The sequence below is a fragment of the Nocardia alni genome (assembly GCF_019038435.1).
Lineage (GTDB): Bacteria > Actinomycetota > Actinomycetes > Mycobacteriales > Mycobacteriaceae > Nocardia > Nocardia alni.
The window spans coordinates 1-20,819 of sequence record NZ_JAGPOX010000031.1 but is presented as its reverse complement, the minus strand read 5'-3'; the positions used below and the strand labels follow the sequence as shown (position 1 = coordinate 20,819).

Annotated in this window: 22 protein-coding genes and 1 other RNA gene; 13 read left to right on the top strand and 10 right to left on the bottom strand. The window is 68.0% G+C overall.

Features of this window, described 5'->3' with window-relative positions; translation table 11 throughout:
• Positions 1–58: 58 nt before the first annotated feature.
• The 3 genes from JZ791_RS44980 to JZ791_RS14480 are packed head-to-tail and all read left to right on the top strand — an operon-like array spanning position 59 to position 2,426.
• Positions 59–511, top strand: coding sequence for a hypothetical protein (locus tag JZ791_RS44980; RefSeq protein ID WP_254205708.1), 453 nt, complete (start codon positions 59–61; stop codon positions 509–511).
• Positions 511–1,470 carry a prolyl aminopeptidase gene (gene pip, locus JZ791_RS14485; protein WP_216895033.1) on the top strand — a complete coding sequence of 320 codons (960 nt, stop codon included), beginning with the start codon at positions 511–513 and terminating at the stop codon, positions 1,468–1,470. The genes JZ791_RS44980 and pip overlap by 1 nt, the downstream gene beginning before the upstream one ends.
• Entirely contained in the window at positions 1,470–2,426 is a 957-nt protein-coding gene (locus tag JZ791_RS14480; protein WP_216895031.1) for a CHAD domain-containing protein, read from the top strand. Before pip ends, JZ791_RS14480 begins: the two co-directional genes overlap by 1 nt.
• A 183-nt stretch (positions 2,427–2,609) precedes the next feature.
• Here JZ791_RS14480 and JZ791_RS44975 read toward each other — a convergent pair whose 3' ends face one another.
• The 5 genes from JZ791_RS44975 to JZ791_RS14455 form a co-directional block, all read right to left on the bottom strand.
• On the bottom strand, positions 2,610–3,197 hold the full coding sequence (locus JZ791_RS44975) for a hypothetical protein (RefSeq protein WP_254205707.1): 588 nt from the start codon (positions 3,195–3,197) through the stop codon (positions 2,610–2,612).
• Positions 3,198–3,757: 560 nt separating this feature from the next.
• On the bottom strand, positions 3,758–4,447 hold the full coding sequence (locus tag JZ791_RS14470; RefSeq protein ID WP_438804521.1) for an arsenate reductase ArsC: 690 nt from the start codon (positions 4,445–4,447) through the stop codon (positions 3,758–3,760).
• Between the two features lie 245 nt (positions 4,448–4,692).
• Complete coding sequence (locus JZ791_RS14465) at positions 4,693–5,562, bottom strand: alpha/beta fold hydrolase (protein WP_216895029.1); 870 nt, start codon at positions 5,560–5,562, stop codon at positions 4,693–4,695.
• Between the two features lie 71 nt (positions 5,563–5,633).
• On the bottom strand, positions 5,634–6,572 hold the full coding sequence (locus JZ791_RS14460; RefSeq protein ID WP_216895027.1) for an SPFH domain-containing protein: 939 nt from the start codon (positions 6,570–6,572) through the stop codon (positions 5,634–5,636).
• A 232-nt stretch (positions 6,573–6,804) separates the two neighbouring features.
• On the bottom strand, positions 6,805–7,797 hold the full coding sequence (locus tag JZ791_RS14455; protein ID WP_216895025.1) for an aldo/keto reductase: 993 nt from the start codon (positions 7,795–7,797) through the stop codon (positions 6,805–6,807).
• Between the two features lie 401 nt (positions 7,798–8,198).
• Between JZ791_RS14455 and JZ791_RS14450 the strand changes: the two genes are divergently transcribed.
• Positions 8,199–9,002 carry an SDR family oxidoreductase gene (locus tag JZ791_RS14450; protein ID WP_216895023.1) on the top strand — a complete coding sequence of 268 codons (804 nt, stop codon included), beginning with the start codon at positions 8,199–8,201 and terminating at the stop codon, positions 9,000–9,002.
• Positions 9,003–9,117: 115 nt separating this feature from the next.
• Positions 9,118–10,011, top strand: a complete 894-nt coding sequence (locus JZ791_RS14445) for a helix-turn-helix transcriptional regulator (protein ID WP_216895021.1) — start codon at positions 9,118–9,120, stop codon at positions 10,009–10,011.
• Positions 10,012–10,113: 102 nt separating this feature from the next.
• Here the strand turns inward: JZ791_RS14445 and rnpB are convergent.
• Positions 10,114–10,522: RNase P RNA component class A (gene rnpB / locus JZ791_RS14440), an RNA gene on the bottom strand.
• A 125-nt stretch (positions 10,523–10,647) separates the two neighbouring features.
• Here rnpB and JZ791_RS14435 point away from each other — a divergent pair.
• The 4 genes from JZ791_RS14435 (at position 10,648) to JZ791_RS14420 (ending at position 13,657) form a co-directional block, all read left to right on the top strand.
• Positions 10,648–11,535, top strand: a complete 888-nt coding sequence (locus JZ791_RS14435) for an alpha/beta hydrolase (RefSeq protein ID WP_216895020.1) — start codon at positions 10,648–10,650, stop codon at positions 11,533–11,535.
• 46 nt (positions 11,536–11,581) lie between these two features.
• A complete protein-coding gene (locus JZ791_RS14430) occupies positions 11,582–12,055 on the top strand; it encodes a GNAT family N-acetyltransferase (RefSeq protein ID WP_216895018.1) in 474 nt (157 codons plus the stop codon).
• Between the two features lie 251 nt (positions 12,056–12,306).
• A complete protein-coding gene (locus tag JZ791_RS14425) occupies positions 12,307–12,825 on the top strand; it encodes a TrmH family RNA methyltransferase (protein ID WP_216895016.1) in 519 nt (172 codons plus the stop codon).
• Positions 12,826–12,886: 61 nt separating this feature from the next.
• A complete protein-coding gene (locus tag JZ791_RS14420; protein WP_216895014.1) occupies positions 12,887–13,657 on the top strand; it encodes a glucose 1-dehydrogenase in 771 nt (256 codons plus the stop codon).
• Positions 13,658–13,785: 128 nt separating this feature from the next.
• Here JZ791_RS14420 and JZ791_RS14415 read toward each other — a convergent pair whose 3' ends face one another.
• A complete protein-coding gene (locus JZ791_RS14415; protein WP_216895012.1) occupies positions 13,786–15,099 on the bottom strand; it encodes a bifunctional RNase H/acid phosphatase in 1,314 nt (437 codons plus the stop codon).
• Positions 15,057–15,797: a zinc ribbon domain-containing protein gene (locus tag JZ791_RS14410; protein WP_216895010.1), complete on the bottom strand. Its 741-nt coding sequence runs from the start codon at positions 15,795–15,797 to the stop codon at positions 15,057–15,059. The genes JZ791_RS14415 and JZ791_RS14410 overlap by 43 nt, the downstream gene beginning before the upstream one ends.
• Before the next feature lie 195 nt (positions 15,798–15,992).
• Between JZ791_RS14410 and JZ791_RS14405 the strand changes: the two genes are divergently transcribed.
• On the top strand, positions 15,993–16,451 hold the full coding sequence (locus tag JZ791_RS14405) for an OsmC family protein (RefSeq protein ID WP_216895008.1): 459 nt from the start codon (positions 15,993–15,995) through the stop codon (positions 16,449–16,451).
• Positions 16,452–16,696: 245 nt separating this feature from the next.
• On the opposite strand, the gene JZ791_RS14400 is transcribed toward JZ791_RS14405, so the two are convergent.
• Positions 16,697–17,824, bottom strand: a complete 1,128-nt coding sequence (locus JZ791_RS14400) for a Nif3-like dinuclear metal center hexameric protein (protein ID WP_216895007.1) — start codon at positions 17,822–17,824, stop codon at positions 16,697–16,699.
• A 390-nt stretch (positions 17,825–18,214) separates the two neighbouring features.
• Positions 18,215–19,186 (bottom strand): Rv2231c family histidinol phosphate aminotransferase CobC, encoded by a 972-nt coding sequence (gene cobC, locus JZ791_RS14395; RefSeq protein ID WP_498049400.1) that lies wholly within the window; start codon positions 19,184–19,186, stop codon positions 18,215–18,217.
• A gap of 27 nt (positions 19,187–19,213) precedes the next feature.
• Between cobC and JZ791_RS14390 the strand changes: the two genes are divergently transcribed.
• The 3 genes from JZ791_RS14390 to JZ791_RS47320 form a co-directional block, all read left to right on the top strand.
• The gene (locus tag JZ791_RS14390) at positions 19,214–19,654 is read left to right on the top strand and encodes a hypothetical protein (protein WP_216895137.1); all 441 of its coding nucleotides are present in this window, start codon (positions 19,214–19,216) and stop codon (positions 19,652–19,654) included.
• Between the two features lie 95 nt (positions 19,655–19,749).
• The gene (locus JZ791_RS14385; RefSeq protein WP_216895005.1) at positions 19,750–20,244 is read left to right on the top strand and encodes a low molecular weight protein-tyrosine-phosphatase; all 495 of its coding nucleotides are present in this window, start codon (positions 19,750–19,752) and stop codon (positions 20,242–20,244) included.
• The coding region (locus JZ791_RS47320) for an SURF1 family protein (protein WP_305802011.1) at positions 20,241–20,819 on the top strand (579 nt) is incomplete at its 3' end. The genes JZ791_RS14385 and JZ791_RS47320, both read left to right, overlap by 4 nt.

The window sequence follows — 20,819 nt, the reverse complement described above, 5'->3', positions numbered from 1 at the left end:
GTAACCAATGGCAGACTCGATGTGAAGGATTCGCTACAAGGGTAGGCAAAGGGTGCAGATGTCTCAGGGCCAGTGGACGACTCGCGGAGCGTTGGGAATCGCGGGGTTCGCCGCGGTGATGGCGGTCGCCGGATGCGGGACCAGCGGATCACCCGCCCCCGCCGGATCCAGCGGTCCGGGGTCGAGCACCGCCACCGGCACGACCACCCCGACCTCGACGAGCAGCGCCTCGCAGGCCGATCCCTCGGACTCGGCGGGCCAGAGCCTGTGCGATCAGATCAAGCCGCAGTTGTCGGACTGGGACGTGCAGGGTCCGACGCTGGGCGGCGCCGCGCTGAACATCACTGTGCACCAGTGGGCGCTGGGCAACGGTGGGCTGCCGATGAGCGCCCGGGTGCTGGCCGACAAGGGGATGATCGACCGCATCACTATCAAGAACTGTCCCGACATCCGCACCCGGGCGTTGCAGGCGCTGAACCTGCAGAGTTTCGCGTCGGGCATTCTGGGCTGATGCGCACCCTGTACCCGCCCCTGGAACCGAATCGGCACGGCCTGCTCGATGTCGGTGACGGCCAGCGGCTCTACTGGGAGGAGTGCGGCAACCCGGACGGCAAGCCCGTGGTGTTCCTGCACGGCGGCCCCGGCGGCGCGACCGCCCCGATGCATCGGCGGTTCTTCGATCCGAGCGCGTACCGGATCGTGCTGTTCGATCAGCGGGGGTGCGGACGCTCCACCCCGCATATCGCCGACGGCGCCGGCCTGGAGACCAACACCACCTGGCATCTGGTCGCGGACATCGAGCGGCTCCGCACCCATCTGGACGTCGACCGCTGGCAGGTGTTCGGCGGTTCCTGGGGCTCCACACTCGCGCTGGCGTACGCCCAGACGCATCCCGAGCGCGTCACCGAACTCGTGCTGCGCGGGGTATTCCTGTTGCGGCGCAAGGAGATCGACTGGTACTACAACGGTTCGGCAGGATATGTGTACCCTGACGAATGGGAAAAGTTCCTGGCGCCGGTGCCGGAAGGCGCGCGTCGAGGAGATCTCGTGACCGTCTATCACACACTGCTGCACTCCCCCGACCAGCGGGTCGCGACAGCCGCCGCCGTCGCATGGTCGACCTGGGAGGGCGCCACCAGCGCCCTGCTGCCGAATCCGGACCGCGTCACGGAGTCCGGTGAGGAACGCTTCGCAGTGGCCTTCGCCCGCATCGAGAACCATTACTTCGTCAACCAGGGCTTCCTCGAGGAGGGCCAGCTGCTGCGCGACATCGACCGCATCCGGGACATTCCCGGCGTCATCGTGCAGGGCCGGCACGATGTCGTCTGCCCGGCGGTGAGCGCGTGGGATCTGCACCGCGCCTGGCCTGGCTCGCAACTGCACATCGTCCCCGACGCCGGGCACGCCGCCTCCGAACCCGGCATCGTGCACCAGCTGATCGAGGCCACCGACAAGTTCCGGGGTAGCTGATGAACACCACGGCCGGTCCCGCCCTCGTCGCCGCGATCGACGACGATGTCGACCGGCTGCTGCGGGCCGAACCCGATGTGCGCGAGGATCTTCCGGACTCGGTGCATCAGATGCGAGTGGCCACCCGGAGGCTGCGCAGCGTGCTGCGTTCGTATCGGAAGGTGTTGCGCGCCTCGGCCGCCGGTGAGATCCGCGAAGAATTGCGCTGGCTGGCAGGACTTCTCGGCGAGGCACGCGATGCGGAGGTGCGCGGAGAACGGTTCGCGGCGCTGCTGGAGGAGTATCGATCGGCCCGGCCGGGCGATCGGAGCGAGCACTCGACACCGCTCGCCGAAGCCCCGTCCGCACCGGACGGCAATCGCAAGGCCCAGCTGCGCACCATTCGCGGACTGGTGAAGCACGAACGCGCGCTGTATGTCTCCGCGCACGAACGGCTGCTGACCGAACTCGACGGCCCCCGCTACGCACGCCTGCGAACCGCCCTGCTCGACCTGCGCCGCGATCCCCCGCTGCATTCGCGGCGTGCCGGATCCGAGGCCACCCGGGTGTTCTCGACGGTACTGCGGGACGACTTCGGCGGGCTGCGCCGCCTGGTGCGGGACGAGGCCGCGGTGCGCGCGGATCCGGCCGTCGGGGAATCCGAGCGGATCGAGCACCTGCACGATATCCGCAAGTACGCCAAGCGGTTGCGCTACAGCGCCGAGGCGGCCGCGCAGGTGCTGGGCGATCCGGCCACCGAATTGGCCGAGCGCGCCAAGAAATTGCAGTCCGTGCTCGGCGACCACCGCGACGCGATCGAGGCCATGACGACGATCCACCTGGCCGCCGGGCGCAGCCGCGCCGCGAGCACCTCGGCATTCGACCGGCTCTACCAGTCCGAGGCCGACGCCGCGCGCAAGGCGCTCGAACAGTACCCCGCGGCCACGGAATTCGTGCGCACCCACTATCACCGATGACACGCGCCCGCGTATCACGTGCCGCAGTGGCGACGCGGGCTCGAACGACCCGACACGAGATGCGGGCGGCATGAAAAAACCGTCCCCGGGCGAACTGCCCGGGGACGGCCGAATTTCGGTGCAATGAGCGCGTTCCCGACCGCATGGCTCGCACTGCGGCGATCGGAACGCGCCTTGCGTGATCTACTGCAGTGCCAGCATCGTGCCGTTCAGCTGATCGATCGGCCCGTAGATGGTGAACACGACCCGCCCATCCGGATACTTGGACGACAGATCGGCCGCCGAATCCAGCGCCTGTCCGAACGACGCCGCCGACGGGTGCGGAAGCGCACCGAGGGTGTCCCCGAAGTGAGTCTGGTGCACCCACTGGGTGTCACCGGGGGTGAGGTCGACCTGAACCCCACCCGCCATCGGCGTGACTGCGACCGCGGACGCGGACCCGGTCCCGAGCACAGCCAAAACCGAAGCGGCACCGGCAACCAGCGCACCGGCAACCAACTTGCGAACTACACGCATATAAACAGAACCTGCTTTCCGAAGTTCGTGGACACCCTTGGTTTCACCGGCACCCCCGCCGATGAAACCTTCCAACCCGCAACACTTTATGACGTCAGTCACCGTTCCGGCCACTTCAAAGCGGATCGCCACGCTCGACACGCCGATAACAATCGAATCTCGGCCGGATCTGCCGGATTCCGGACGGGCGGCGGCCGCGCATCGGGCAGGCGGATCCGGCAGGGCATGGGGTGCCTGCGCATTCGCGGCATCCATCGACCGGGCGGCCGGTACCCAGCCGACCACGCCAGCGCGAATCGGACATTCGGCACGCCATGTAATCCCGAGCAATCAATGGGCGTGGCGCGACATGTGATCCACGCCCGCCATCAGAGCGAACAGACATCACTCACACGCGGCCGCCAGGATGGGTTCACCCCCCTTGACCGCCGTACGACATGTCCCCGGGCGAGATCGGACAATCCGGGCCACCACCGTCTGCGCGCTGTGCGGCGTATGCCGGATTCCGCCCGATTGTTCGCTCTCCCTGCACATCGATCGGGCCGCTGTTACCCTGTGCCAGGTGTGACCCGGGCCGTCCATTTACGCCCGGGTGTGTCCTAGTGCGACAACACCAGCCGATCCGTGAGGGAGTTCTTTACCGTATGTCGTCCATCGTCTACGACTATCTGTTGCCCGTCCTCGGTCCCGAGCAGGCCGCCCACTGGGCATCGATCCTGGTGATCAGTCCGGCCGGGTAGACAACCGGTCATCGAACGACGCGCCGGCGGTCCCGAATCGGGGCCGCCGTCGTCATATATCCGATGCGGTGAGTCTCAGAACCCCAGGGGCAGATCGAGTTCGGTCAGCAATCCTCTGACGCGACGTTCGATGTCGTCGCGGATCGGGCGTACCTCGGCCACCGACAGCCCCGCCGGATCGTCCACGATCCAATCCTCGTACCGCACACCGGGCGCGAGGGGGCACACGTCGCCGCACCCCATGGTGACGATGATGTCCGCGGCCCCGATGATCTCGTCGGTCCAGGTCTTGGGAAATTCATGCGAGATGTCGATTTCCCTCTCGGCCATCGCCGCGACGGCCGCCGGATTCAGCCCGCCGCTCGGCTCGGACCCCCCGGACCAGCCCAGCGCCCGATCCTGTGCGTAGTGCTCGAAGAAGCCCAGCGCGATCTGGGAACGCCCGGCGTTGTACGTGCACAGGAACAGCACCACCGGTATCGCGTGCTCGACCCGGCCCTCCACCTTGGCCCGCAGATGCAACCGCTCGCGGGCGAAGCGCTCGGCCAGCAGCGGCAGATACAGCCGCACGGCGGCGCTCGACCCGATCTCCTCGTACGAGTCGTAGAGGAAATCGTGAATCGTATTGGCGTCGAACAGGATTGTGAACTCACTGCGCAGCCGTCGCTCGGCCCACCGGAGAGCCGTGCTGTGCACTATGTCGAGAAGCCGGTAAGCCGGGGTGATCTCGGCGTACCCCCTGTGCGGCCGCGCGGACGTATACACGCGCTCAGCGTCGCACCAGTACCTTTACGCGGCAACCGAACCGGGGATGAACCAGCACGAACCCGCAGGCGACAACGTCGCGTATTACCGGCCAACGCCCCACTACAGAGCCGGTCACAAGGGTCCTTTTTACCAGAGATCTCGACCGGATAACGATAGCCCCCTTGCCGATACGTCGCATCAATTTGCCTCCGAGACACACGGGTTCACACACCGGTAATGCTCGGGCCGATCAAATTGCCGGGCTACGAGTCGATCCAGTCGAGGATCGCCGTCGCTACCACGTCGGGCCTGTCCAGGTGCATGAAATGGCCTGCGCTGGAAATCGTCTCGACGCGAGAACCGGGAGCGAGGCCGTCTCGTGCGGCGGCGAACCCGGAGGGCGGGATACAGCCGTCCCGCTCGCCCGCCAGAACCAGGAGCGGGATCGAGGCCGGGGCTTCGGTTTTCGCCGCCAGGGCTGTCAGCCCGGGATCATGCAGGGAGGTATCGAAATTGGCCCGATACAACCGTAATGCGTTGGCGGACAAGGAAGGGTCACCATAGATGGCGTGCACGCGATCCAGGTGTTCGCCCGGATCCAGGCCCGGGGACCAGCTCGCCCACAGATAGTCCACGAGCGCGTGATTCGCGGTCAGAATCGCCTCCGCGACTCCCGGCACCTGGAACATCCACAGGTAGAAGTAGCGCTTCTGCTGTTCTGGATCGGCGAACAGGGTCCGCAGCGTCGCCGGCGGCGGCACGGCCATGGTGACGCCCCGCCGCAGCCGCTCGGGCCACGCCGCGGCCACCCGCGCCACGATGCCCGCGCCGATATCGTGGCCCACCATATCGATACCGGCGTCGGGATCGAGGGCCTCAGCGACCGCGGCCGCGTCGGCGGCCATCGTGAGCCCGTCGGCGTACCGCATCGCGTCCGCCGTGGCCGGATGGTGTCCGCGCAGGTAGGGGGTCACCACTCGACGGCCGGCGGCCACCAGGCGTTCGGCCAGTGGTCCGAAGGTGGCGGGGTGGTCGGGAAATCCGTGCCAGCACACCACGATCGGACCCTCGCCGACGGCCAGCGCCGGGAAGTCGAGCCGATCGGTCTCGATGACGATCTCGTCGAACTTCATCTCACTACCGTATCGGTCCCGGCGCGCTCCGCAGGAGGATGTCGCCGGGGTCCGCGGTCACCGCGACCGGATCAGTCCCCGGGGTGATCCCGCTCGGCGGTCTCGACGTCCGTGGCGCCGGTTCGGAGTTCCGGCTCGGCGAGCAGCGGGTGTGATTCGAGTTCCCCTGCCGGACCGTCGGACTCCGTCTCGGCGGCGTCGTCGGGTGCGGCGGTATCGGGCCCGGGCGCGGCGGCGGCCTGCTCGGGCGGAGTCCAACGTTCCAGGAAACGCAACAGTTCCACCGGGAACGGGAGCACCAGCGTCGAATTCTTCTCCGCCGCAACCTCCACCACCGTCTGCAGCAGGCGAAGTTGCAAGGCGGCGGGCGCGGCGGCCATCGTCGCGCCCGCGTCCGCGAGTTTCTGCGAGGCCTGCAGTTCGCCCTCGGCGGTGATGACGCGGGCGCGGCGCTCGCGTTCGGCCTCGGCCTGGCGGGACATCGAACGCTTCAGCGATTCGGGCAGCGCGACGTCCTTGATCTCCACCCGATCGATGTGCACGCCCCAGGACAGCGCCGGGCTGTCGATCATCAGCTCGAGCCCCTTGTTCAGCTGTTCCCGATTGGACAGCAGATCGTCCAGTTCGCTCTTGCCGATGATCGAGCGCAGCGAGGTCTGCGCCACCTGCGCGATGGCGAACAGGTAGTCCTGGACCTCCACCACCGCCTGCACGGGATCGACCACCCGGAAATACACGACCGCGTCCACCCGCACGGTGACGTTGTCACGGGTGATGCCCTCCTGACCGGGCACCGGCATGGTGACGATCCGCGTCGAGACCTTGCGCATCTTGTCCGCGAACGGAATCAGCATCCGCAGCCCCGGCTCGCGCACCTCCCGCACCCGCCCGAGCCGGAACACCAGCCCCTTCTCGTACTGCTGCACCACCCGCAGCCCCGTACTCATCGTGATCCCACCCACCACGACAACCACCCCCACAAGCGTGCCGAAGATGCCCAGAATATCCATATCGCACCACCAGGCGAGTCGCCCGGCACACCAACGAAACCGGGCTGATGCATCGATCATTGCACCGCCAGCCCCACCGCGCGAGCACGATCACCACAAGCGTGCGATGCCCCACCAACGCAACCGATGAACGTGCCCGGCGGCAGCGCCGTCGAGCACCGAAAACCCCCGGCGACGTCGACCAACTGCACCAGACTCGACCAGACGGAGGCCGGTGCGGAATTCGAGCGGGTCAGCGGCCGAACAGTGACTTCAACTGCTCGGGAACGCGCCCGCCCTGGATATGAATTCGATCCGCGGTCTCCTCGATACGCTGCAGGTCGCCGGGCGTCAGCTCGACGTCGAGTGCACCTAGGTTCTCTTCCAGGCGGTGTGGCTTGGTGGTGCCGGGGATCGGCACGAACCACGGCTTTTGCGCCAGCACCCAGGCGAGGGCGATCTGGGCCGGCGTAGCTCCCTTGTCGTCGGCAATCTGCTGGAGCAGCTCGACCAGTGCCTGGTTGGCCTGTCGTGCTTCCGGTGTGAAGCGCGGCAGGGAGCGGCGCAGGTCGTTGTCGGCCAGCGACGTGCTGGAATCGATTTTGCCGGTCAGATAGCCCTTCCCGAGCGGACTGTAGGGCACCAGACCAATGCCCAGCTTCTCCAAGGTCGGGATGATATCGGCCTCGTGCTCTCGCATCCAGAGCGAGTATTCACTTTGCAGCGCCGCCACAGGCTGCACAGCGTGGGCGCGGCTGATCGTCGTCGCGCCGGCCTCCGACAAACCGAAGTGCTTGACCTTACCTTCGGAAATCAGCTCTTTCACCGTGCCGGCCACGTCTTCAATGGGCACGTCGGGATCGACGCGGTGTTGATAGAGCAGGTCGATGCATTCGGTTCGAAGACGGGTGAGCGAGGCCTCGGTCGCTCGGCGGATCTGCTCGGGTCGGCTGTCGACCCCCGACGTCGGGGTCGGCCCGTGTTCGCCGTGCTTGATACCGAACTTGGTGGCTATCACCACCTGGTCCCGCACCGGAGCCAGCGCCTGACCGACGAGCTCTTCATTGGTAAAAGGGCCATAGACTTCGGCGGTGTCGAAGAAAGTCACGCCGCGGTCAACCGCCGCCCGCAGCAGCTTCGTCATCTCGGCTGGGTCCGGGGGCGAACCGTAGAAGAAACTCATGCCCATGCAGCCGAGCCCCAGGGCTGAAACTTCGAGTTGTTGTCCAAGTTTGCGCTTTTGCACTAGAGGTGCTCCTTCGGAAAAGATTATCTGGCCCATTGCTTCCCTGCGTTCAGCCGGAAACCGACCACAGGTTAAGCAGGCCTTGCGGCCCGCGGGGAGCCCCTCCTGATACAGGTACTGAGAGACCCCCCTTGCCTAATGGATTGACACTCTGCGCATGTGGCGTTTATTCGTTCTGGAACCCGTGAGTCGCCATGGAAGCAACCGGGCTCTCACAGTACCTGTATCCCCAGGGTCTCCCACACGTCCACAACGCCTGTCAATCTGGTCGAGTCGGCCCGAAAGCGCCGCGAACACTCCATGGACACACATTGCAGCTTTACCCCCATCAGTTCAATTCAGCTGCGCGGAATGCGCGACCGGGTCGGCGCATTCTTCCACGACAGAAAGGGCGGAGACCAATGGCGGACAACCAATTCACCACTCACACGGAACTTTTCGATCTGAGTGGGAAGTACGCCCTTGTCACTGGCGGCACCAGGGGCATTGGGATGATGATAGCGCGCGGCCTTCTCCAGGCGGGCGCCCGCGTCATTATCAGCTCACGCAATGCAGACACGTGCGCGGAGGCACAGCATCTACTGTCCGAATTCGGCGACGTTCGAACAATCCCCGCCGACCTGTCCCGGCACGACGAGTGTCAGCGCCTCGCTGATCTTGTCAAGGTCGACTCGGAACGCCTGGACATCCTCGTCAACAACGCGGGAGCGATGTGGCGCGAGCCGCTGGCGACGTTCCCGGACGAGGCCTGGAACACAGTGATCGACCTCAACCTCAAGTCGCCGTTCTGGCTGGTGCAGGCGCTGCTCCCGGCGCTTCGCAGGGCCGGCACCGCCGATGATCCCGCGCGGATCATCAACATCGGCAGTATCGCCGCCATCCACGTCGCCGAGTCGCCCAACTACTCGTACGCCGGCAGCAAAGCGGCACTCCATCAACTCACCAGAGTGCTTGCCAGAGAGCTGGGCCCACAGCACGTCACGGTGAACGCGGTAGCACCGGGACCGTTCCCGTCGCAGATGATGGCGTCCACCCTCGATGCCATCGGCGACACGATCGCGGCGAAGGCCCCTCTGCGCCGGCTCGGCCGTGACGACGACATGGCCGGTATCGCCGTGTTCCTCGCCAGTCGGGCCGGGTCCTACCTCACAGGCGCCATCATCCCGGTAGACGGCGGCATCGCCACAACCGCATCGGGTACCTAGGCATCGGCGCGAGGCTTTACCAGCGGCCGACGGCCCCCAAGTCGGGTCTCAACGCAGTCGTCGGGGTACCCGCAGTGCCTCCCTTGGACTGCGGGACAGCCTTACGGTGAGGGGTATGGCCACGACGGATCTACGCACCGATATCCGGGAATTTCTCAGCTCGCGTCGCGCCCGCATCACACCCGAGCAGGCGGGCCTGCCCGCTTACGGCGGCAATCGCCGGGTCAAAGGTCTGCGTCGCGAGGAGGTAGCGTTATTGGCGGGGGTATCGGTCGACTACTACGTGCGCATCGAGCGCGGCAGCCTCGCCGGCGCCTCCGACGGCGTGCTCGACGCGTTGGCCTCTGCCTTGCAACTCGACGAGGCCGAGCGCGACCACCTGTTCCACCTCGCGCGCCGATCCGGGGCGCCCAGCGGCCCACGCCGGCGCAGGCCTGCCGTGACGGTGCGCTCGACGCTGCAGCAGGTGCTCGATGCCATCACCGATGCGCCAGCTTGGATTTGCAACGGCCGTTATGACGTGCTGGCCATGAATCAACTCGCCCGCGCGCTGTATTCACCGGTGCTGGCCGACCCGCGACGGCCCGCGAACACCGCGCGGTTCGTCTATCTAGCTCCCGAGGCGGCCAGAGATTTCTTTGTCGACTACGACCACATTGCCGGTAACGTGGCCGCGAAGCTGCGCATGGAAGCCGGGCGCAATCCGCACGACGAGGAGCTGATCGCCCTGGTCGGCGAACTGTCAACGTGCAGTGAGCTATTCCGGCAGCGGTGGGCATCTCGGGACGTGCGGCTGCACCGGTCCGGACGCAAGCGGGTGCACCATCCGATCGTGGACCGGCTCGACTTGGACGTCGAGTCCCTGGAGCTGCCCGCCGAGCCCGGCCTGCACCTCAACGTCTACACCGCACCCACGGGCACGCCGACCGCTGACAATTTAGCGCTCCTGGCGTCGTGGGCAGCCACCCAACAGACGCTGGCGACCGAGCTCGAAGCACACGACGGATAGTCCAACCCCTACAGCCGTGCTATCGGCAGGTCCACGGCATCGACCCCGACGCGCCCCCAGGGCGCCGAAAACCCGCCGCCGCGAAGCGGAGGCTAAAAATAAAGGACGAGTCGGTCTGTAAGCCGGATCCTGTACCTGATTCGCATCAGGTGGCGACCATCCATCTGGATGCACCGTTGCCGGGCACCTCGAGCGGTCCACCCGCGGACTCGGGCGAGCAGCCCTCGAACATCCGCGCAGTCGCACTCCGGGGAGTGCGACCTTCGACCTTGCTCCGGGCGGGGTTTACCGAGCCGCCCCGGTCACCCGGGGCGCTGGTGCGCTCTTACCGCACCGTTTCACCCTTACCGACGCGTGTGCGTCGGCGGTCTGTTCTCTGTGGCACTGTCCCGCGGGTCACCCCGGGTTGCCGTTAACAACCGCCCTGCTCTGTGGAGTCCGGACTTTCCTCGAAGCCGGGCAGCGGCACAGTTGTGCCCGTTCCCGGCGACGCGGTCGCCCGACCGACTCGTCGGCGCAAATTATGCCGTATCGCGCATCGCGGGCCCACCCGGCTACCCACTTCGGCCCGTTTTACCGCCCCGACCGGGGATCCAGCGCAGCGCGACCGAACGCGAACAAGTACCGTATTCGCCCATGGAGCGTGTCGAGGTGGGGTTCCCGTCGGGAAGCGAAGAGTGTGCAGCGTGGCTCTATAGGCCGGACGGGCCGCCCAAGCCGCGCCCCCTGGTGATCATGGCGCACGGGCTCGGCGCAAACCGTGAGATGGGACTGGATCGGTACGCACGTCGGTTCGTCGCCGCCGGAATGGGCGCGCTCGTGTTCGACTACCGGCATTTCGGGGCCAGCACCGGCGCACCACGCCAGCTGATCAGCATCGGCCGCCAGCGCGACGATTGGCGCGCGGCGATCCAGTACGCGCGCACCGTGAAGGGTTTCGACGCGACGCGAATCGCGTTGTGGGGCACCTCGTTCGGCGGCGGGCACGTGCTGTCCATCGCACGCGAGGACGATTATCTGGCGGCGGTGGTCGCGCAGTGCCCGTTCACCAGCGGCTGGGCCTCTGCGGGGGCCAAGGGTCCGATCGGCTTGTTCCGGACGGGGTTCATGGCGACCCTCGACCTGCTGATCGGCACGCTCATCCGCAGGCCGATCAAGGTGCGGCTGGCCGGCCGCAGGCATTCCGCGGCGCTGATGGGCGCGCGGGACGTACCGGAGGGGTTCGGGCGCCTGGCCGAGGAGAGCGAGACGTACAAGCCGAAGGTCGCCGCGCGCATCGGCATGCGGGTGCTGTTCGACACCCCGTGGCGGCGCACCAAGGGGATCAAGGTGCCGGTGCTGTACTCGTTGTGCGACGACGATTCCGTGGCGCCGATCCGCACCTCGCTCAAGGCGGCCCAGCGCACCAAGCACGCGATCGTCAAACGGTATCCGATCGGTCATTTCGACATCTACTTCGACGACTGGTTCGAGAAGGCCGTCTACGACCAGACCGATTTCCTGGTGTCGGTGCTGCGGCCGTAGGAAATCCGATTGCCCACTCGCGCTCGAACGGGGCAGTATCGGTTTCATGATCGTGCGACAGGTGCCCGCGCAGGAGTGGCAAACGGCGCGGACCGCGCGGCTGCTCGCCCTGGCCGGATCTCCGCCGGGGATCTTCTCCACCCTGCTGGAGGAGGCGCAGACGTGGGATGACGCGCACTGGCGGCAGTGGTTCACCACGCGCACCATATTCGTCGCCGAGGACTCCTCGGAGGTGGTCGGCTGTGCGGGCGGACTGCACGAGGACGGGCTTCCCCTGCTGGTGACGATGTTCGTCGCACCGCAGGCGCGAGGCACCGGAGTTTCGGTGCGGCTGATCGAGGCCGTGAGCGAATGGGCCCGCGCGGCCGGGCACACCGAACTGCGTCTGTGGGTGATGGAGGGTAATACCGCGGCCGAAAAGCTCTATCGCAGAATGGGTTTCACCCCGACCGGAGATACGCGCGATACCAAGGGATCGCACTCGGCCCCGGAATACCGGATGTCGCGCGCGCTGCGTTGAACGCCCCGGCGCGGCACCGCCGTAGAGCAGGCCCCGATGTCGAGCGGGCGACGAGCATGTACCGTTGATCTGGTTCCGGTGGACGATTCCACACTCCACCTCGGCGATGGCCCCGGTGCGCCGCGAAGCACCTATCCCACGATGCGTCGTACCAACTCCGACCACCGACCCGGACACCTACCGGGCGCTGGACGAGACCACCAGACCGACAAGTACGTCAGATCTCTTGGGAAGGCACTTCCCGAGCGACGATGAGCGCCGCGCGGGCGCGGACGCCCGCCGAGATCCGCGGTCAACGCCGCTCCCGCTCGCACTCCTGCTGGAATCATCTGATCGCCGCCCCGCTGTGGCCCAAATACGGTGTCAATCTGGGCACGCTGCTGCGCACCTGCGACGCGGTCGGCGCATGCCTGGCGGTACCGCGGCGGCCGTGGGTGCCCGAGGCACTGGAACACGGAAATACGTTGCGGCGCAGGACCTGTGTGCACTGGGTCGACGGCCGCGCCGAGCGCTGGCTGGACCGGCAGCGACGCGGCGGATCGGCGATCGTCGGGGTCGAACTGACCGACGAGTCGATTCGCCTGGCCGACCTGCCCGCCGCCCGCAGGCGCACGGTCATGGTGCTCGGGCACGAGAGCACGGGCATTCCGCCGGAGGGGCTGGAGATGCTGGATCTGGCCGTGGAGATTCCGATGATCGGCACCGGGCTCAGCCTCAACGTCGCGGTCGCCGGATCGCTGGTGCTGTACAAGCTGGCCGGGCTGTGCTGAGCGGTCCGCTCAACGGGACTCACGCGGTATCGAGCCGGGTCCGGGGCATAGAAGAGAGGACATGACCACCATAGATCTCACCGGCAAGACCATCCTGATCACCGGCGGCGCCCGCGGCCTCGGCGCCGAGGCCGGGCGGCAGGCGCTGGCCGCCGGAGCCGACGTCGTGCTGACCGACGTGCTGGACGACGAGGGCAAGGCCACCGCGGCGGAACTGGGCGAGCGGGCCCGATTCCTGCACCACGACGTCACCTCCGAACAGGACTGGCAGGCCGCGCTGAAGTTCGCCGTCCGGGAGTTCGGCGGGGTCGACGGCCTGGTGAACAACGCGGGGGTCACCACCGGCGGGTTGGTGGCGGAGGAGACCGTCGAACATTTCCGGCGCGTCGTCGACATCAATCTGACCGGTGTGTTCATCGGTATGAAGACCATCATCCCGGAGCTGACTCGGCGCGGCGGCGGTGCGATCGTGAACATCTCGTCGGCCGCGGGGTTGATGGGCATGGCGCTGACGGCCGGTTACGGCGCGTCCAAATGGGGTGTGCGCGGGCTGTCCAAGATCGCCGCGGTCGAGCTGGGAACCGCCAGGATCCGCGTCAACTCGGTCCATCCCGGCATGACCTACACCCCGATGACCTCGGTCATCGGCATCGTGCAGGGTGAGGGGAACTATCCGAACACCCCGATGGGCCGGGTCGGCGAGCCGGTCGAGATCGCCGACGCGGTCACCTTCCTGCTTTCGGACGCCGCCTCCTACATCACCGGCGCGGAACTCGCCGTCGACGGCGGCTGGACCGCCGGGCCGACCGTCAAATACATTATGGGCCAGTGAATTTCAGTATGCATGCCCGTCCTACCGGCAAGCCCACAGCCTCACGCCGGAGCCGTTCAGCCCGTCATCCCGGAATGACAGATACTTCCCGGCATCCGAGAATGACGGGCGCTTCCCGGATGGCCGACCTATTGCAAATACGACGTCTCGTTGGCCAGACGCACCGAAGAACCGCCGTCCGGGTAGAACTCGGCGATCGACAGTGATGCCAGGTCCAGATGCAGGCGGTACAGCAGGGACGGGCCCACGCCCAGGGCCAGTTGCAGCAGGGTCTTGATCGGGGTCACGTGGCTGACGACCACGATGGTCTCGCCCGGATACAGGCCGGTCAGATCGGCGCGCGCCGCCTCGATCCGCTCCCGCACCGCGTCGAAGCTCTCGCCACCCGGCGCCGGGATGGACGAATCGCGAAGCCATCGGGAATGCAGCTCCGGATCACGCTGCGCCGCTTCGGTGAACGTGAGCCCCTCCCACTCACCGAAGTCGGTTTCGATGAGCCGATCCAGCACCCGCACGGGAACACCGAGTGCGGTTGCTGCCGCCCGCGCGGTCTCCTGCGCCCGCCCCAGCGGCGAGGTCACCACCGCGGCGATATCACCCTTGGCCGCAAGATATTTCGCCGCCCGCGCCGCCTGCTCGCGCCCGAGCGCGGTCAGCGGCGGATTCCCCCGCCCCGAATAACGCCGCTGCACGGACAATTCCGTCTGGCCGTGCCGCAGCAGCAGGAAGCGAGTGGGCCGCCCCTGCGCCCCGGTCCAGCCGGGGCTTGGCGCACTGTCCGACTTCGCCTGCGCCGCACGGGCATCGGCCGCCTCGTCGATCCAACTCGGCAGCGAGCGCTCCACACCGACAGCCGTTCCCGCAGCTTCCGCCGCCGAGCGCGCCGCGGTTCCCACCCGATCGGCGGCCGGAGGGCTCGACTCCCGATCGGCGGCAGCGGTCCTGGTATCCGATTGTCCCGCAGCGCGATCCGCATCGCGTACCTCGTCGACGGTGCGGCCAGCGTCCATCGCCTCGTTCGCCAACCGGTCCGCGTGCGAGTTCTGTTTGCGCGGAATCCAGGTGAATCCGACGCGGTCGAAGCCGGCGACCAGCCCTCGAGCCCGCTCGGCGAGCGGAATCATCGACGGGTGCTTGACCTGCCAGCGGCCGCACATCTGCTCCACGACGAGCTTGGAGTCCATACGGACGTCGACCTCGCGCGCGCCCAGTTCGGCCGCGGCATCCAGGCCCGCGATCAGCCCACGGTATTCGGCGACGTTATTGGTTGTGGCGCCGAGGTATTCCTTGCGCTCGGCCAGTACCGCGCGATGATCGGAATCCCAGACCACCGCGCCGTATCCGGCCGGGCCCGGATTGCCCCGTGAACCACCGTCCGCCTCGACGATCACCCGCACGACTACAGCCCGGACTGCTTGGTGCGCACCATGATCGCACCGCATTCGGGGCAACGCAGCACGGCATCCGGTGCGGCCTTGGCGATCCGGGCGATCTCCCCGCGGTCCAGTTCGATCCGGCAGGCGCCGCAGCGGCGGGCCTGCAGCAGCGCCGCGCCCACGCCGTGCTGGGTGCGCTGCTTGTCGTACACCGACAACAGTTCCGCAGGGAAGGCCGTGAGAAGTTTCTCGCGATCACCGGCGCAGCGCTGGGCCGCGACATCGAGATCGGCCAGGGCGTCGTCCCGGCGGCGCTGAGCCTCGACGAGGTCCTGTTCGGCCTTGGTCAGGTTGGCCCCGCTGTGCTCGTGGTCGGCGACCGCGGCCTCGCGCCGCTCCATGACCTCGAGCAGATCGTCCTCCAGCGCGTTGCGGCGGCGTTCCAGGCTGCCCAGCTCGTGCTGGAGTTCGGAGAGTTGCTTGGCGCCGACCGAACTGTTCTCGAGCATGCCCCGGTCGCGCAGCTCGCGCTTGCGCACGGCGTCGACCTCGGTCTCCAGCTTGCGAATGTCCCGGTCGAGGTCATCGAGCTGGATCTCGACCTTCACCGCCGCATCCTTACGGGAAGTGCGTTCGGCCTCGAACCGCTCCACCTCCTGCTGTTCGGGCAGAACCTTACGGCGATGTGTGATCCGCGTCAGCTCGGCATCGACTGCCGCGAGGTCGAGCAGCTTGGCCTGGATCGGTTGTTCGACGTTGTTCAACGCGGGACGTACTCCTCGACAACTATGGACATGTCACAAGGTGCCCGAAATCGGCACGGCCTCGGCTCGGGTGAACCGACACAGACTCTCCACCGTACTCTCCACCCGGCGCCTCGCACCCCAACCCCGGCGTTTCACCTAGTCCGCGCCGTTTCACAGGACGGACGGGATAATCCAGCGGCGGCAGGATCGCTGATGTGCCAACCTCTGTCCGTGAGTGAACATCGGTACGAGATCGAGGTCGGCTGGAGCGGGGCGACCACCGACTACCGCTCCTACTCCCGCGACCACGAGGCGCGGGCGCCGGGACGGCCCCCGATTCCGGGCAGCGCCGACCCGAAGTTCCGGGGCGACCCCACCCGCTGGAATCCGGAACAGCTGCTGGTCGCGGCCGCGTCCGAATGCCACATGCTGTGGTACCTGCATCTGTGCGCCGACGCGGGAATCGTCGTCACGGACTACCGGGACGCCGCCGTCGGCGTCATGGACGACGAGCGCTTCCAGCAGATCACCCTTCGTCCCCGGGTGACCATCACCGACCCGGCCCGCGCCGATACGGCCCGCGACCTGCACTCCGAGGCGCACAAGCGCTGCTACATCGCCAACTCGATGAACTTCCCCATCGCCCACGAGCCCACCATCCACACCGCCTGACCGCTCGGACCCGCATTCATCCGCTTCAGCCGACCGAATGCGACGCTTGGCCCTCGGGGCCAGTCGGATCCGTTGCGCAACAGAAGGAGTGCCATGTCGCCCCTGTGTGACACTCGTTCGGCCCAACCGACCGAATATCACAGTCGTCTGATCCGGCAGCCCCGAAATCCTCAGCGCCGCAACGCCGACCGAATGACACACCCATTGGGCCGCGGCGGACGAACGTGTCACCGGGGCGGCTGTGATCAGTCCACGGTGCCGACGGTCCAGGGGTCGGTGCGCAGGGTGCTGACGCGGGTCTCGAGGGCTGGGAGGCCGAAGCGGACGATGCCCTCGGCCTGGGCGCACCAGGGCTGTTCGGTGGCCCAGTGGGCGGCGTCGACCAGGGCGGGTCCACCCGCGCGGAGGTGTTCGTCGACGGGGTGGTGGCGCAGGTCGGCGGTGACGTACGCGTCCACGCCGAGCCGGCGCACCGTGCCCAGGAACGAATCACCCGCGCCGCCACAGACGGCGACCGTGGAGATCCTGCGTTCGGGATCGCCGGCCGCGCGCACGCCCCAGACGGTGCCGGGCAGTGCGGCGCGGACGCGAGCGGTGAAGCGGCGCAACGTTTCCGGCTCCGGCAGCTCCCCGACGCGCCCGAGCCCCTGGCCGGTGCGCAGGGCCGCGCGTTCGGTCACGTGGTAGGCGGGCTCCTCGTAGGGGTGCGCGGCACGCAGGGCCGCGAGGACCGCACCCCTGGCCGAGGGCGGCGCGACGACCTCGATCCGCTCCTCGGCCACCCGTTCGAGTTGACCGATGCGGCCGAGGGCAGGTTCCGCGCCCGGCAGGGGCCGGAACTGCTGGGTGCCCGGCGCCCGCCACGCCGCCTCCCCGTAGTTGCCGCTGCCGCCCGCGCCGGCCGAGAACAGGGCACTCAGCACCGCGTCGGCATGCTCGAGCGGCACGTTGACCGTCCACTGATCCACGCCCGCCGCCGATTTCGGCTCGAGTGGACCGCTCACCCGCAATCCCAGCGCGTGGGCGAGCGCATCGGAGACACCCGGGTCGGCGGAGTCGGCGTTGGTGTGCGCGGTGAACAGCGCGCACCCATTGCGAATCAGCCGATGCAGCAGCGCCCCCTTGGGCGTACTCGCCGCCACAGTGTCCACCCCGCGCAGCAGCAGCGGATGGTGCACCACCAAAGCCTGTGCGCCCCAACCGATAGCCTCGTCCACCACCGCCGCGGTAGCGTCCACCGCGAACATCACCCGCGACACCGCCTCCCCCGGATCCCCGCACACCAGCCCCACCGAATCCCACGACTCGGCCAGCGACGGCGGATACGCGGCGTCCAGCACCGCGATCAGCTCACCCAACGTCACCCGTGCCATCCGAAACCTCCTCCGCCGGCCGCGGTGCTCGTGGCCGAGATCGAACCGGGCAATCGGCCGGAGTCTCGAGTCCCGGGACTCCAGCCGCCGGCATGCCGAGATGACAGCCCGCTCGACCGACGCGGGATGCCGGCGCTCAGTGCGGAAAGGACAGCCACCACCTCGTACCTCCTACGCTCGACCACTGATCTTCCGCCACACCATCACCCACCGGTTCCGCGGGCGGACCGCATCGGGTACCGCACCGACGGCCCGCAGCATGCTAGGACGACAACCCGATCGAACAAGCCGGGGTACTGCCCGGCCGCCTCCGAAACCTATCGGTCACCCCTGCACTTTTCGCCGGATGCACAGTAACCCGTTGCACCCCAGACGGATTCGCCGGGACAATCACAGTCCGACCTCGTGCAGGGCCGCGATCAGGCGGTCGACCTCCGCCGGGGCGCGCACCGCCAGGCGCAGGTGGCCGGGGTCCAGACCGGGGAAGGTGTCGCCGCGGCGGACCGCGACGCCGAGTTCGGCCAGGCGTTTGCGAAGCAGTTCGGCGTCGGGGACTCGGATCAGCAGGAACGGGCCGTGGGCGGGTTCGTGGACCGCGATGCCCAGCTCACGCAGGCGGGAAATCATCGCGGCGCGGTCGGCGGCGATTCGCACTGCGCGGGAACGGGATTCGGCGACAGCGGCGGGATCGCCGGTCGCGGCGATCGCTTCCAGTTGCAGGGCGCCCAGCGGCCAGTGCGCGCGGCCGTGTCGCAGGCGCTCCAGCAGGGGTGCGGGACCGAGGAAGTATCCGCAGCGCAGGCCCGCCAGGGCCCAGGTCTTGGTCAGGCTGCGCAGCACCAGAACATCCGGGAGGGACTGGGCAGCAAGTGATTCCGGCTCATCGGGCACGGCGTCGGCGAATGCCTCGTCGACCACGACCACCCGGTCCGGCCGCCGCAGCGCCAGGATCGTCTCGGCGGGATGCAGCACCGAGGTGGGGTTCGTCGGATTGCCCAGCACCACCAGATCGGCCGCCTCGGGCACCAGCGCGGGATCGAGCACGTACGGGTCGGGCAGCACCACCCGGGCCAGTGGCGTCCCGGCCTCGCGCAGCGCCAACTCGGGTTCGGTGAACGAGGGGTGGATCACCGCCGCCAGGCCCGGCGACAGCCGGGGCAGCATCGCGAACCCCTCGGCGGCCCCGGCCAGCAGCAGCACCTCCTCGGGGGCGCGCCCGTGCCGCGCCGCCACCACGGACCGGGCGGCGAACTCCTCGGCCTCACCCGGATAGCTCCCCAACGCACCCAGTCGTGCCGCCAGCCGCTCCCGCAACCACTCGGGCGGCCCGCTCCCCTGCACATTGACCGCGAAGTCCAGCATCCCGGGCCGCACATCCACATCACCGTGATGCCGCAGCTTGACCCGATCGACCTCGATCGAGCCCTCGTTCGCGACATCGCACGTCCGGGCCGCGCCCCCGCCGGTCCGTCGTGCGGCAAGCACCGATTCGCTCACATCGCCCGACGCGGGCTCGACATCCCGGCCACGACCGGGGCTCTCCCCACCAACCACCGACACGGGTTCGACATCCCGACCACGACCGGACCGCTCCCCACCAACCACCGACGCAGGCTCGACATCCCGACCACGACCGGACCTCTGCCGACCGAACGCCGATCCCGGGGCGGGCGGCGGACCCTGATCCGCTCCGGTGGCGGGCACACCGGCCGCATCCGAATCCGCTGGCCGATCGGGCTGCGCCGCAACCCGGCCCTGCGGGAATGGACGGGCGCCGACCGGTCCGACCGCGTCGCGGACCTGGGCGCGAACGGGCGCAGGCCCTGGTGAGGGCCACGATGGGGGCCGCGAGCTGCGCGCGGCCGGGGTGTCCTCGGGCACAGCGATATACCCTACGTGGCCGTCACACAGGGTGAACCGACACAATGGCTGTCGTGGGCGATCTGCACGTGACCTTCATCTGCACCGGCAACATCTGCCGGTCGCCGATGGCCGAGAAGATTTTCGCCGCGCACGTCGAGCGGGCCGGACTCGCGGATCGGGTGCGCGTGAGCAGTGCCGGGACCAGCGCGTGGCACGCCGGCGAGGACGCCGATCCGCGCACCACGGCGGTGCTGAAGCGGCACGGCTACCCGATCGGGCATGTGGCGCAGCGGATCGGCCGCGATCAGCTCGACGCGGATCTGCTGGTCGGCATGGATCGCGGGCACGAGCGCTCGTTGCGGCAGCTGCGGGTGCCCACCGGGCGCAGCCGCCTGCTGCGCAGTTTCGACCCGCACGCTCCCGGCCCCGACGTCGAGGACCCGTACTACGGCGACGATCGAGATTTCGAAGAGGTCCGCGAGAAGATCGAGGCGGCCGTCCCCGGCCTGCTCGAGTGGGTGCGCGAGCGGCTCGGCGCCGACGGTGATCCCCGATGAACCTCCTGCGCCGTCTGACCTTCCTGCTGCGACCCAACTGGGTGATCCTGTTCCTGGTGGTGGTCGCCTTCGCCTACCTGTGCTTCACCGTGCTCGCGCCGTGGCAGCTGGGTAAGAACATCCGCACCTCGCACCGCAACAACCTGATCGCCTCCTCGGTGCAGGCCGACCCCGTCCCGGTCACCACGATGCTCGGGCATTCGAGCACAAAGGACACCGAGTGGCGGCGCGTCACCGCCGACGGCAGCTATGTGCCCGGCTCGACCGTGCTACAGCGGCTGCAACGCTTGAACGACAAGCCCGCCTACGGCGTCTTGGCCGAATTCCGCCTGGACGACGGCCGGGTCCTACTGGTCAACCGTGGTCTGGTCGGGGCCGCCGACGGCTCGCACCTGCCCCCGATCGCCGAACCGCCGCCCGGCCGCCAGCACATCGAGGGCCGGGTCCGCCAGTCCGAGGGCACGATTCCGGGCAAGGAACCGACGTTGATCGACGGCTACGAGCAGGTGTACTCCATCGACACCCCCCAGCTGTCCACCTGTCTCTTATACCCATCTGACGCTGCCGACGACGGA